Source organism: Corynebacterium sp. MSK297 (assembly GCF_030232885.1).
Lineage (GTDB): Bacteria > Actinomycetota > Actinomycetes > Mycobacteriales > Mycobacteriaceae > Corynebacterium.
In genome coordinates this window covers 22,968-36,360 of the sequence record NZ_JASPGD010000010.1, presented here as the reverse complement: position 1 = coordinate 36,360, position 13,393 = coordinate 22,968, and the positions used below count along the sequence as shown (strand labels likewise).

13 protein-coding genes are annotated in these 13,393 nt (G+C 57.5%); 5 read left to right on the top strand and 8 right to left on the bottom strand.

The window, feature by feature from the left end:
• Nucleotides 1-92 precede the first annotated feature (92 nt).
• From QP888_RS09330 to QP888_RS09315, 4 genes are all read left to right on the top strand, one after another.
• Entirely contained in the window at nucleotides 93-2,495 is a 2,403-nt protein-coding gene (locus QP888_RS09330; RefSeq protein WP_284813285.1) for an MMPL family transporter, read from the top strand.
• Complete coding sequence (locus QP888_RS09325; protein WP_284813283.1) at nucleotides 2,488-3,279, top strand: TetR/AcrR family transcriptional regulator; 792 nt, start codon at nucleotides 2,488-2,490, stop codon at nucleotides 3,277-3,279. The genes QP888_RS09330 and QP888_RS09325 overlap by 8 nt, the downstream gene beginning before the upstream one ends.
• A 93-nt stretch (nucleotides 3,280-3,372) precedes the next feature.
• A complete protein-coding gene (locus QP888_RS09320) occupies nucleotides 3,373-4,506 on the top strand; it encodes an SWIM zinc finger family protein (protein ID WP_284813281.1) in 1,134 nt (377 codons plus the stop codon).
• 29 nt (nucleotides 4,507-4,535) lie between these two features.
• A complete protein-coding gene (locus QP888_RS09315) occupies nucleotides 4,536-5,057 on the top strand; it encodes a gluconokinase (RefSeq protein ID WP_284813280.1) in 522 nt (173 codons plus the stop codon).
• On the opposite strand, the gene QP888_RS09310 is transcribed toward QP888_RS09315, so the two are convergent.
• The 3 genes from QP888_RS09310 to QP888_RS09300 form a co-directional block, all read right to left on the bottom strand.
• Nucleotides 5,044-6,426, bottom strand: a complete 1,383-nt coding sequence (locus QP888_RS09310; protein ID WP_284813334.1) for a GntP family permease — start codon at nucleotides 6,424-6,426, stop codon at nucleotides 5,044-5,046. The genes QP888_RS09315 and QP888_RS09310 overlap by 14 nt on opposite strands.
• A gap of 109 nt (nucleotides 6,427-6,535) precedes the next feature.
• Nucleotides 6,536-6,952: a DUF3017 domain-containing protein gene (locus QP888_RS09305; RefSeq protein WP_350338241.1), complete on the bottom strand. Its 417-nt coding sequence runs from the start codon at nucleotides 6,950-6,952 to the stop codon at nucleotides 6,536-6,538.
• Nucleotides 6,942-7,793: a bifunctional methylenetetrahydrofolate dehydrogenase/methenyltetrahydrofolate cyclohydrolase gene (locus QP888_RS09300; RefSeq protein ID WP_284813279.1), complete on the bottom strand. Its 852-nt coding sequence runs from the start codon at nucleotides 7,791-7,793 to the stop codon at nucleotides 6,942-6,944. Before QP888_RS09300 ends, QP888_RS09305 begins: the two co-directional genes overlap by 11 nt.
• A gap of 23 nt (nucleotides 7,794-7,816) precedes the next feature.
• Between QP888_RS09300 and QP888_RS09295 the strand changes: the two genes are divergently transcribed.
• Entirely contained in the window at nucleotides 7,817-8,287 is a 471-nt protein-coding gene (locus QP888_RS09295) for a tRNA (cytidine(34)-2'-O)-methyltransferase (RefSeq protein WP_284813278.1), read from the top strand.
• A gap of 69 nt (nucleotides 8,288-8,356) precedes the next feature.
• On the opposite strand, the gene QP888_RS09290 is transcribed toward QP888_RS09295, so the two are convergent.
• The 5 genes from QP888_RS09290 to QP888_RS09270 all read right to left on the bottom strand — a co-directional run bounded on the left by QP888_RS09290 (nucleotide 8,357) and on the right by QP888_RS09270 (nucleotide 13,393).
• On the bottom strand, nucleotides 8,357-9,937 hold the full coding sequence (locus QP888_RS09290) for a PH domain-containing protein (RefSeq protein ID WP_284813276.1): 1,581 nt from the start codon (nucleotides 9,935-9,937) through the stop codon (nucleotides 8,357-8,359).
• Nucleotides 9,934-10,383: a PH domain-containing protein gene (locus QP888_RS09285; protein WP_284813275.1), complete on the bottom strand. Its 450-nt coding sequence runs from the start codon at nucleotides 10,381-10,383 to the stop codon at nucleotides 9,934-9,936. The genes QP888_RS09290 and QP888_RS09285 overlap by 4 nt, the downstream gene beginning before the upstream one ends.
• Before the next feature lie 64 nt (nucleotides 10,384-10,447).
• A complete protein-coding gene (locus tag QP888_RS09280; RefSeq protein ID WP_284813331.1) occupies nucleotides 10,448-11,233 on the bottom strand; it encodes an ABC transporter ATP-binding protein in 786 nt (261 codons plus the stop codon).
• Nucleotides 11,230-12,387, bottom strand: a complete 1,158-nt coding sequence (locus tag QP888_RS09275) for a FecCD family ABC transporter permease (protein ID WP_284813273.1) — start codon at nucleotides 12,385-12,387, stop codon at nucleotides 11,230-11,232. Before QP888_RS09275 ends, QP888_RS09280 begins: the two co-directional genes overlap by 4 nt.
• A 7-nt stretch (nucleotides 12,388-12,394) precedes the next feature.
• Nucleotides 12,395-13,393, bottom strand: a complete 999-nt coding sequence (locus QP888_RS09270) for a FecCD family ABC transporter permease (protein ID WP_284813272.1) — start codon at nucleotides 13,391-13,393, stop codon at nucleotides 12,395-12,397.

Here is a 13,393-nt window from a genome sequence, read left to right as displayed (position 1 = left end):
ACTTGCGCACCCACTGCAATCTTGCGCACAGAATGCAATTTTGCATAGCATGTGCAATTACACTTACTTGCTGCACACCGCGAAGGATTGTCATGTCACGCTTCCTCTACCGACTCGGTAGCCTCGCCTACCGGCGCGCCTGGCCGTTTCTCGCCTTGTGGCTCATTATTCTCACCGGCCTCGGCATTACCGTATCCACGATCGCGCAACAGCCCTCGCCAAACTTCTCCATGCCGTCGATGGATTCCACCGACACCCAAGAACGCATGCAGGAGCATTTCACGCGCGATAAAGCCGCCCACGGCGAGGAAACCGATAAACAGGATTTTGTTTCCGCGCCCGAAGGCACAGTGGTTATCCAATCACAGGATGCCCCACTGACGGACCCAGAGGTCATGGCAGACGTCGACGCCTTAGTCGCCGACCTGCAAGCCACCGGGGTGCTCGCCAACCCGGAAACCGTGGTCAACCCAGTTATGGCGGCTGCAGGCATGGAACAGCAAATGCGTGAGCAGCTGGCCGCCCAAGGCATGCCGGAAGAAAAAATCCAGGCGGACCTGGCCGCAGTCTCGCCGCTGTCGGAAGACGAGCACACCGGCACCATTTCGCTCACCTTTGCTGCCGAGACCGCCATGGAAATCGACACCAAAGATCGCGAGGCCATCACCACGCTTGCCGACGCTTTCGGCGCGCAACCAGGCTTTAAGGCCGGCTATTCCGGCAATGCCTTCATGGGCGAGATGGGTATGGATCCCACCGCGGAAATGATCGGTTTAGCGGTGGCCGCCATCGTGCTGCTGGTGACCTTCGGTTCCGCCGTTGCTGCAGGCATCCCGCTTATTTCTGCGATCGTCGGTGTTGCCACCGGCCTACTCATCGTCATGTCCGGGACCGCACTCACCGACGCCATCAATGACATGACCCCGGTTCTGGCCAGCATGATCGGTTTGGCCGTGGGCATCGACTATTCGCTGTTTATCCTTTCGCGCTTCCGCAATGAACTAATTACGCTGACTGGTGCGCAGCACCAAAGCCCGAAGAGATTCGCTCAGACCCTGCGTGGGCTAGATAAGCCAACTCGCGCGCACGCGATGGGCATGGCGCTGGGCACCGCCGGTGGTTCCGTGATTTTTGCGGGTATCACCGTACTGATCGCCCTGGCGGCACTCAGCATCATCGATATTCCGTTCTTAACCGCCATGGCCCTGGCAGCAGCAGGCACCGTCGCGCTCGCCGTGCTGGTGGCACTCACCTTCCTGCCTGCCTTAGTCGGCCTGCTGGGCTCCAAGGTTTTCGTCCTTCGCATCCCGGGCCCGAAAGTGCCGGACCCAGAAAACGACAACCCTACCGTGGGCCTGCGGTGGGCACGGCAGATCCGCAAACATCCAATTCTGAACCTTGTGGTTGGCGTCGTCATGCTGGGCATTCTGGCCATTCCCGCCGCGCAACTACAGCTGGCTATGCCTACCGAGGGGCAGGAATCACCTGGTAGCCCGCAACGCACCGCTTATGAGATGACTACCGAGGCCTTCGGTGCAGGCCGCAACGCACCGATGCTCGCGTATATCGACGCGACGAGCACCCCTGCCGAGCAGCGCCCGCAGCTGATGCAAGAAGCAATGACCACGTTTGCAACCACCAACGGCGTCGTCAATGCCCAGGTGGTAGACACCACCACCGAAGCCGATGGCATCCAGATGCTGATCACCCCCACCACGGGCGCTACCGATGAGGAAACCACCGATACCCTGGAGCGCCTGCGCGAGAACCAGTCGCACTTCGCTGAACAATACGGTGCAGAATTTGGCATCACTGGCATTGCCCCGATCTTCGATGATATTTCACAGCTGCTGACCAGTATTTTGATCCCGTATATCCTGATCGTGCTGGGCCTGGCCTTTATCGTGTTGATGCTGGTATTCCGCTCCATTCTGGTGCCACTGATCGCCGCCGCGGGCTATGCCCTGTCGGTTGCTGCAACTTTCGGCCTGACGGTATTCATTTTCCAGGAAGGCGGGTTCGGCATCGTCAGCGATCCACAGCCGATCTTGTCCTTCCTGCCAATCATGCTCATCGGGCTGACTTTCGGTTTGGCTATGGATTACCAGGTCTTTTTGGTCACCCGCATGCGCGAGAACTTCGTGCGCGTCGGCAAGACCGCCGGTAATGCAACGGCAAATGGCTTCAAGCACGGCGCACGTGTGGTCACAGCTGCGGCGCTGATTATGATTTCAGTGTTCGCGGCGTTCATGCTTCTCGACGAACCATTCATCCGCACCATGGGATTCGCGCTGGCCGTCGCTATTCTGTTGGACGCGTTTATCGTACGCATGACGTTGGTTCCGGCCACGATGTACTTGCTGGGTAATAGCGCTTGGTGGTTCCCAGGCTGGCTGGAGAAAATTTTGCCGAACCTGGATATCGAGGGCGAAGCTTTGGAAGACGACAAGGACAAGCTGTTGGCGCGCACGGAAAAGCAGGCCAACGATGACTAGCCATACAGGGCATAGCGCAGAAAGCTACGAGCCCCGTGGCTCCCGCAACAACACCCGCCTTCGGGAGAAGAAGAAGGCAGAAACCAAAGAGTCCATCGCCCGCGCTGCAGCGAATGTTGTATTGCGTGAAGGCACAGAGGCATTGACTGTCGCCCACGTGGCCCAGGCTGCCGGGGTGTCCACCCGCACTTTCCACAATTATTTTCAGTCCATGGAAGAGGCTTTGCTGTGGTTTATCCATTTGCACGGCTCGGAGATCACTGAGGCCTTCGCACAAGTGCCGGAAGATTTTTCCGTGGTGGAAGCCGCCCGCGCGGTGTTTGTTGTAGAAACCGATGCTGGCACTAGCACTGGCACTGCGCGAGGCATCGCGGGCACTGACACTGGAACCGGCACCGGCGAGCAATCATCGATGGTCGCGTTAATGCAGGTAGTGCAGCAGGTAGCGACGATGCCGAATATTAGTGCAGCGAAATTCACCTTCGCCGAGCATTACGGCAACACGTCCCCACATTTGCTTGCCGACGCTTTGGCCGCACGCATGCCAGGTGCTGATCAATTCACCATCGACACGTATGACTGGTTGATCGGCGCCGCGATTGCTTCGGCGGTGGACGAATATACGGCTGCGCGGGCGTCGGCAAGCAGCTGCGCTGGCTCCCGTTTCTCTGGAAGTTCTGACGCCTCCGAGAGCGCGGGTGCAGGTGAAACTACAGAGCAGGCCAGCCCTGACTTGAATTCATTAATCGATAAAGAATTCGATTCACTAAAATCGATATATTGATTTAATTCGATTGTTTCACTAAGTTGGTCGAATAGATAAAACATTTGTTCGACCCCGTGAGGTCTGTGTGCGGCGGCATCTTATTCTTAAATTATGTCGTTGCCACAGCAGTCTTATTTAATTAACCTCCTTACGCCCAGTTACATCGCCGACCACACAGATTCCGGAAGCTTCCACAAGGGATCAAAGATCGATCCCACAGCAATTTCCGGCCACACAGTGACCGACAAATCTATTAAAGCTTTCGTGCAAGGCTCGGCAATTCATCCGTACGAGGTGCACATCAAGCTGGTCGAAGGAACCCCCATCACCTATTGCACCTGCCCTGTGCAGCACCAATGGTGCAAGCACTGCGTCGCCGTCGGTTTACGCAGCATCGCATTATTCCAAGCGCCCGAGGATCGTTTCCTAGAAAACTTCGTCAACACCGCCAGCCCTAGTGAAATCGTTAGTGCGTTCCGGAAAATTTTTCAGTGGGAACCACAGGTCCAGCTCCCGCTACAACTACACGTCTTGGCGCATACTGGCACAACCGTGAGCATTTCGGAGTTTCTCGAAGATCACCTGGGCAAAGCCATCGGAAGCTTTCTGCCACCGCGGTGGACAGAAAATAGCCCGCCATCTGGGGCTGGTGCGCACTCAGGTCTGAACGCGGGCGTCGGCAAGCGCGAGCAAACTGCTCGGTTTGAAGAGATGATGGTGATTTTTCGGCATTTCCTTGACCATGGGCACACGGAATTGATGCTTCCGTATCTCGAGGAATTCATAAAACAACTTGCCAGCAACCGTACGCTGAGCCTGGCAGGAAGTGAGACGGCAAAAAATACGCTGAACGATGCTCTTGCCCTGCATTTATCCGCGGCCAAGGCTGTGGTGAGCTCAGCGAATGCATTTGGTGAGGCGGAAATCGCGCGCTGGATAACCTGGACCTATTTTTTCAGCGAAGATATTGCGCCCCGTCTGCCCGCCTACGCTGCCGAGGAAGCCTTGGGGCCCACCGGCATAGACTACTGCGTGAATTTCGCGTTCCTGGCAGAAGGCTACTACGGCAAAAACCACCCGCGTCTGTGGCCGTACCTGCGCGACGTCATCGCGATCGCCGCACCCGCGCAAGCTAGTGCGGTTACGTCGTACGCAGAAAGTTTGGGCTTGCCACAACACAACAGCACCGAGGCACACAACACTGAGGAGCACAACGCTGAGGCGCAACAACACAGCCGCCAGTGAGGTTCCCGGCAGGTGTTAGGATCACCAACATGGCTGAACATGCACCGGATGCGCCACTGCCCCACCACATCGTCGTGATGGGGGTTTCTGGCAGCGGCAAGACCACCGTCGGCACGGAACTGGCGAACCTGATGGGTTTGGTCTACCTGGATGGGGATGATTTTCACCCACAAGCCAATATCGACAAAATGGCCAGCGGCATCCCGCTTAACGACGCCGACCGCCTCCCGTGGTTACGGCGCGTCGGCAATTGGCTCGCCGAGCAGGAGCACGGCGCCATCGTTGCCTGCAGCGCGTTAAAGCAAAGCTACCGCGAGGTACTGCTTTCTGCATGCCCTGGCGCCGTATTTGTGCACTGCACGGGCTCACGCGAACTGCTGGAGCAACGCATGCTGGAGCGCACAAAGCATTTCATGCCGGCGCATTTGCTGGACTCGCAGCTGGCAACTTTGGAGCCGCTACGTGCGGATGAACCCGGCGCGAGTTTTGATGTAGCCGAACCGCCAACCCTGGTGGCGGAGGCCATGAAGGAATGGATCACAGCGCGCTGACGCCGTAGATCACCATGACCAGGGCGAAACCGATAACGGAGATCAGTGTTTGGTTTACCGTCCAGGTTTTCAGAGTAGTCGCGGTATCCATGCCCATCAGTCGGCCCACCAGCCAGAAGCCGGAATCGTTGACGTGGGAGGCAATAACGGAACCGGCGGCCGTCGCCAAGACGATCAGTGCCAGCGCGACTTCGGAGTAATCCGCGGCAACCACGCCCGGTGCCATCAGTGCTGCGGCCGTCGTCAAGGCGACGGTCGCCGAGCCTTGGGCAACGCGGAGTGCGGCAGCGATCAGGTAGGCGGCGAGAATCAGCGGGATGCCCATGCCTTCCATGGATTCGGCGAGCGCATCACCAATGCCCGAAGTACGCAATACGCCACCGAACATGCCGCCAGCGCCGGTGATCAGCACGACAGAGCAGATTGGGCCGAGCGCGCCGTCCATGGATTTTTCAATGGCTTCGCGGCTTACTCCCCTACGCAATCCCAACACAGCGATGGCTACGAACGCGGTAATCAGCAGGGCGATCGGGGTTTGCCCAAGGAAACGCAGGAACTGCACTACCCCGGATTCACCATCGATCCAGCCAGCGGTGGCGGCGGTGTTTGCGCCGGTGTTGCCGAAAATCAGAAGCATCGGCAGCAGCAGGATCGTAGCTACAGAACCAGCGCCCGCCGGGTTTTTCGGAGCCTCGGAGCGCGCGCCCAACAGCAAATCAGGTACTGGCAGCGGGAATTTGCGCCCCAGGAATTGTCCCCACAGGTAGCCGGAGATATACCACGTCGGCAAGGCAATAAGCAGGCCGAACAGCAAAATCAGCCCGATATCCGCATTGTAAAATTCGGCGGCTGCTACCGGCCCTGGGTGCGGTGGCAAGAACACGTGGGTGACAGAAAACGCACCGGCTGCCGGAATACCATAGGCCAAAATCGGGCCATCCAGGCGCCGTGCGACCGCAAAGATGACCGGCAGCATAACGATGAGCCCGGCGTCGAAGAAGATCGGAAAGCCCATCAGCAGCGATGCCACGCCCAGGGCGAATGGGGCACGCTTATCGCCGAATTTACGCACCAGCAGTTCCGCCAGCGACTGCGCGCCACCCGAGTTTTCCACCAAGCGGCCAAGCATCGCACCAAGACCGACTAACAAGGCCACCGAGGCCAAGGTGGATCCGAAGCCGTCGGTCATGGTCGGGACGACGCCTGCTAATGGGATTCCCGTGGCCAAGGCTGTCAGTGCGGAGACAGTGATCAGGGTGATGAAGGCGTGGATGCGGAAATAAATCACCAGCAGCAAAATCATTGCGACGGCGGCCGCAGCGATGCCTAACAGCGATGCGGTGCCCAGCGTGGGCTCCCAGGTATCCATTGGTGACATTCGTGCAACTTTCTACTACTTGCGGCGCACAACCAACTGCGCCGCGCGCTAACTGCCCCGTATGCCAGCTAGCTGGCCAGCGCGAGCAAATTCTCGCGCGCTAACTGCCCAGTGCATCTACAGAGGCAGACAAAAACATCAGCGCTGCGCCTGCAACAGCACTAAACGACGCATCGAACCGGCGCGAACGCACAGCAAAAACGCCCAGTGTCGAGGAATCACAGGTCAGCCGCAACACGGCCAGCCAGAGCATCGCCACACCCAGGGCAAACGTGGAACGACGCCAATGATCCGCCACCAAAAACCAGACAGCGGCGGCCAGCAGCACGATAAACGCGGCCATCCCGCCCCACTGCAACCACCCGGGTACGCGCGAGGGCGCCAGGTTCAGGTCGTGCGGGTTAGCCAAGCCGCTGCGGTCGATCTTTTTTCGGTGGGTGCTCAGGCGACGAGCACCAGCACCGACCGACGGTTTGGTGCGGCTGCTGGCCTGGCGCGAGCGTGGTTTATCCGGCATGCAATTCTGCGCGCTCCACCACGTTGTGCACCAGGAAGGCACGGGTCAGTGGGCCCACACCGCCGGGGTTGGGCGAGACCGCGCCAGCTTTGTCCCATACCTCGGGTGCCACATCTCCGGCGAGTTTGCCGTCGACACGCGAAACGCCCACGTCCAGCACTGCGGCACCTTCTTTCACCATGTCTGCGGTAAGCATATGTGGCACACCAGCAGCAGCGATGATGACATCAGCGGCCTTGGTTTCTGCAGCCAGGTCTTTGGTTCCGGTGTGGCACAGGGTGACAGTGGAGTTTTCGCTGCGCCGCGTCAGCATCAGACCGATTGGGCGGCCCACAGTCACGCCACGGCCAATGACCACGACTTTTGCGCCATCAAGTTCCACGCCGAAACGGCGCAGCAGCGAAATGCAACCATTCGGGGTGCACGGCAAAGGTGCATCCTCATTAAGTACCAGTTTGCCCAGGTTCACTGGGTGCAGGCCGTCGGCGTCCTTGTCGGGGTCGATGCGCTCCAGCACCTCGTTTTCGTTGAGGTGCTTCGGCAGCGGCAACTGCACGATATAGCCGGTGCAGGCTGGGTCCTCGTTGAGCTCATCAATGACGGCGAGCAGTTCTTCCTGGCGGATATCGCCGGGCAGGTCACGACGGATCGAGTTGATGCCCAGGGCTTCGCAGTCGCGGTGCTTCATTTTGACGTAGCTGTGCGAGCCTGGATCATCACCCACCAACACGGTGGCCAGACCAGGGGTAATGCCGGCTTCGCGTAGCTTGTCGACGCGCTTTTTCAGATCGTCGAAGATTTCGTCTCGGTAGAGTTTTCCATCCAATGTCAATGCAGTCACGGCTACCATTCTAGACTCTTGCCATGGCCGATTTGCATGTTGTCTTTGATAATCCGGTGATCCCCGCGAATACCGGCAACGCGATCCGCTTAGCTGCGGTAACCGGAGCCCATCTGCATTTGGTGGAACCGCTGGGGTTCAACTTCGACGATAAACATTTGAAACGCGCTGGACTGGATTATCACGATCTGGCGGATCTGCAGATTCACCCCAACTTGGATGCGTGTTTGGAATCGCTTGGCGACGGCCGGGTGTTTGCTTTTAGCACTGGTGCCAGCACCTTTCACACTGAGGTGAACTACCAAGACGGCGATATTTTGCTCTTTGGCACAGAACCCACCGGGCTACCTGCCGAGGCACTAGCGCACCCGCGGATAACCGAGCAGGTACGCATTCCCATGTTGCCGGCGCGCCGGTCGATGAATTTGTCGAATTCCGCTGCCGTCGCGGTTTTTGAAGCCTGGCGCCAGCTCGGCTTTTCCGGTGGAGTGTAGGGCCTTGCCCCGAGGGGCCTACCCACAGGCTCTGTCAGCGGGCCCGAGGGGGTCTATCAGTGGCGGAATTTAGTGAAAAGTCCCCGCCTGTTCTAGTTCTGGCAATGTGCGCTGGCGCAAGTATTCCAGGAGTTCTTCGGCATCGTCTAGGGAAAGATCCGCGCCTACCATGCGCACTGGCCCGCCGACCAGGTCTAGACCCAGGCTGCGCAGACCAAGCAACGCTTGTATCGGCCCCCTGCGCAACGAGAGCTCTTGGATGTGCGGTTCTGCAACAATTGCGACTTTCCGCCCGATGCGCCCGTGGTGGATGATCACGGCGTCGTCGACAAGCGTGACTCCCTGTTGTTTGTAGTCAATTGGTGAGCACCAACGGGCCTGCTTCGGCGAGGTGTACCGGGGGCGGGTGAAACCGTCTGGCCGGGCAAACTCGGCAAGCTGCTCGTCGGCAAGCGGGGTGACCAGCGCGGCAATCTGTTGGGCCTGTTGTTTGCTGCCGACGGGCAAGATCATCGTGGAGCCGGAATCACCACCGGACAACGCGCCATAACCTGCGACGTCTACCTGCACGATCCACCAGCCAGTCAGCCGCCACAGGACGGGTTGGCTGATTTCGACGGTATGGATGCGGTCCAGCGGCACTGATTGCCGACGCCTGCTGGTTAACCCGTACGCGATGTCGAGGGACGGTGAGTTGTTCGGCCCGCCGGTCTCGTTGAGCGTGGCGGTGAATTGCCACGCGTTGTTGAGATGGCCAAGCAACGTGCCCAGGGCGGCAACGACGATGACGAAACTGGAAATGATATTCAGAGGGGTAAACAACTGAGCAAGCACGACGATAACCGCGATCATGGTGCCGGGACGCAGCGCCCTTGAGCCGAGCACCCGTCCATCAGGAATCGGCGGGATGATTACGCGGTTCGGCTGGTCAATTGAATGAGCCGGATGGGCGAGATCAGGCTTGTGTGTTTGCGCGGCATCACCGGCTGGGGTTTCTGCTGGCGTCGCTTCCGGTGCACCGGGTTCTGCGATGCCCGAGTGCGCGGCATCAGGCTCGGTTGATTTTTCACCACGCACGCGCTGCAGAACTTCCGCGCGTAGGCGTTCTGCTTGTTTCTTGCGCAGATATTCGACTTCGATCACAGAATCCGAGCCGCCGGCGGTCTCGACGCGAACTTTCGCGAGGCCAAAGATGCGGGCGACGAACGGTTCGACGATGTCGACAGCTTGGATGCGATTGAACCGTGCCGAGCGCACTTGGGTAGAAAACACGCCCTTTTTGCGCGCGATTTCTTCGTCGTCAAGCCGGAAACCCAGGGCCCGCCACCAGAAATACGACAGCCCCACGATAAGTACCGCGATGCCGAGCAAAATCGCGGTGCCAACGAGCAAGTCGGTCAGGCTCTCGCCATCTGTCCAACTCGAGACCGTGTTGATAATCGTCGAATTGATGTTGACGACAATGACGACGGCCAAACCAACCAAAAGCGACCAGAATTCCAGGATCGGGGTGAGGAAATGGACGCGGTGCCACTGCTGCTGGTTGGTCTGCGCCTCGGCCCCTGGCTGTGTGGCTGCTGGTTGTGCGGCAGTTGGGTGCGAACCGTTGGGGTGCTGATCGTGTGGCTGAGGGTTTTCTGCTGAACTCATAGGCCGCTCATCCTCTCACGGGCCTTTTCGGACAGGCGCTGACGTAATGCATCTGCGTCGGCAGCTTCTAGCCCTGGGACATCGGAGTCGGACGAAGACGAAGCCGTATGTAGCTTCACGTTTTTTAAACCAAAGATTTTATCGATGGGGCTGGCAGAAACATCCACGAATTGAATCCGCCCATACGGCACGACGGTGAAGGTATGCCAGATTTTACCGCGGGTGATCAGAAGTTCGTCGTCGGTTTCCTTCCAGCCAAGCAGTTTTACCTGCCGTGGAATAAGCCATATGCGAAAGAGGACGAAAGCGATTATGACGGCGGTGGCAATCCACAGCCAATTGCTCCAGAACACGGCGGCCGCGATGGAGGCACCAATAAATAACACTGCCCAGGGCAGACCTGAAAGATAACGCGCTTTGATCAGTTTCCTCGACACTGGGTTCATAGCAGCCCAGGTTACCTTTTGTCACCGACACACGCTGCTCATTGCGCATCGTCGCGTTCGGATTCTAGGTGTGGACCCAACGAGGAATAATCAACGGTGTTTCCGACTCTGGGTCACGAATAACTCGCGCATTCACGCCGAAAACTTCGCTCAGCAAGTCTTCTGTAAACACATGGTCGGGGCTGCCCTGTGAAACAATTGCCCCCTGTTTCATTGCAATGATGTGGTCACCGTAGCGCGCGGCTTGGTTGAGATCATGCAACACGGCCACCATGGTCGCTCCTGTTTCTTGATTCAACCTACGACAAAGTTCCAGTAGCTCAATTTGGTGATTCAGGTCGAGATATGTGGTGGGTTCGTCGAGAAGCAAAATGCCGGTCTCTTGAGCTAGCGCGACCGCCATCCATACCCGTTGCCGCTGTCCACCAGATAGTTCATCGACGAGCTTCCCCGATAATTCATGCACTCCAGTTGCCGTCATAGCTCGAGACACAGCCGCATCGTCGTCGTGCGTCCAAGGACTAAAAAGCTTTTGATATGGATATCGGCCTCGGTTAACCAAGTCCACGACCCGCACGCCTTCCGGCGCCACAGGACCTTGCGGCAGTAAACCAATTTCTTGGGCCACCTTTTTCGTGGGTAAAGATTGAATTATTTCCCCATCTAACATGATGTGCCCTTGCGTCGGACGCAATAATCGAGCTAATGCCTTCAACAAGGTCGACTTACCACAAGCATTGGGGCCAACAATCACCGTGAATTTCTCATCTGGGATTTCCACTGACAAATTTTGTGAAATCACGGTCGATTCGTAACCCAAGCTCGCATGTGCAGCTTGCAATCTGCTCATCGCGCTTTTCCTTCCCGGAACAGCAGCCACAAAAAGTAGATGCCACCAATCGAGACAGTAACAATGCCCACCGGCAACGGTGAATCTGGATATATCCGCTGAGCAATAACGTCTGCCAATAACAACAACAATGCTCCGACGGCAGCAGACGTGCCTAATACCAATCCGTCGAGGCGCACAACACGACGGGCAATATGGGGAGCTGCGAGGGCAATGAAGGCAATCGGCCCGACAGTGGACGTAGCTATTGCAACCAATCCGATGCCAACCACGATGGCAAGCAACTGCACCCGATGCACATGCAAGCCAAGAGCGGTAGCGAAGGGGACACCGATTTGCATAATGCGCATCGGACGTAACAGGCATACCGCGCCGATGCCGAAGATTATTGCCCCGCCGGCGATCAGCCACACATTAAACCAGGTAGCACCGGATAGATTTCCGGCTCCCCATAAACTTGCCATCAGAGCATCTTCTACTGTCGCGGTCAGCAGCAGCCACGTATTCAATGAAGCCAACATTGCACTGACTCCAATGCCAACGATGACTAAACGCACACCACGGGTATTGCCATTGCGTATCGATAGGAAAAATACCACCAGTGCAGTCATGATCCCACCGACCAGGGCCCCAATCATTACGCTAATCGAGCTGCCTCCGACCACCAACATGATGAATAATGCACCGGTATAAGAGCCAGTTTGGAAGCCGATAACATCCGGTGAACCGAGCGCGTTGTTTGTGAGTGTTTGAAAAATAGATCCACTCATAGCCAGTGATGCGCCGAGGAGTACAGCGATAATGATGCGAGGTGCTCTCCATTCCACGACGATCATCGTGGTGAAGCTATCTCCCCGCCCCAACGCAGCATTCCACGTCTCGGCTGGTGTTACTGAAGCAGATCCGGTAAAAAGCGCAAAAATTCCTAATGCGATTATCGCGATCCAGACCGCAACACTGACCCACAGCGCTCGCGCGTCAATGCGCCAGACGCCGTGAGTTTTCCCAGGAATAGGCAACTCGTAACATTGCCTTCCATAATCAAGTCTCTGCGCTGTATGCACGAGTTCTCCTGTCTGTGCTGACTGCTGATCGCGGGATCCTATCCGCTCGTTTCGTGCTTCGCCGCCGATTCCGCTCTTTACGGCGCTCACGTCAGCCTTATAACTCATTCAGCCGGAATCGCCGCGCCATCCAGATGAGCACTGGAGCACCAATGAATGCGGTTACTACGCCAACAGGCACTTCACCTGAAGAAAGGATTCGTCCCAGCACATCGCTTACGGCAACAACGAGAGTTCCCAAGAACATTGAATATGCAGTGATCCACCCCTGATGCGGCCCAACCATCATGCGGGCGAGGTGTGGGGCAAGCAAGCCCACGAAGCCAATGGGGCCGGTGGCCGCTGTAGCACCACCCGCCAGCAACGTAATGGCTACCAAAGCCACCAACCGGATTCGGTTCGGTCGTGCCCCCATCGCAACGGCACTTGCCTCCCCTAAGGCCAATACATCTAAGGCTCGTGTGCTGAGAAATGCAATCACGAGGCCAATCGCAATCAGTGGAACCACTGAGAGTGCATCCTCGAGTGATTGTGAAGCTGTAGTACCTGCAGCCCAGCCCCTCATTTGGCGCAATACATCTGAATTGGTCAGCAAAATTGCGGAACTAAATCCGCTCAGTACTGCTCCAATGGCAACACCTGACAAGGTCATTCGCACGGCATTACCCCGATTTTTTCCAGTGTTACCGACGATGAAAACGACAATCGAGGTAATAAAAGCACCGGCGAGCGCGAACCACATGTAGTTTCGTAGATCGGTGAGCCCCACAAAGGCCAATCCTGCAACCACAGCCAATGATGCACCAGCGTTGACACCGAGAATTCCTGGGTCAGTCAGCGGGTTGCGGGTTACTGCTTGCATGAGCCCGCCGGCCACACCCAACGACGCACCCGCTAAAACCACCAGGATAGTTCGAGGTACACGCGACTGCCAGACCACCTGTGAAATGGGATCTCCGAGTTCTGGGTGAAAAAGGTAACGCAGTACATCGTCGGGGGCGATCGAACGGGCTCCGATCGCCAAGCTGAGCAGTAAAGACGCCAACGTGACGATGACGAGAACAACCAGCCCGGCCGTTCGGAAGCGAGAAAGCAC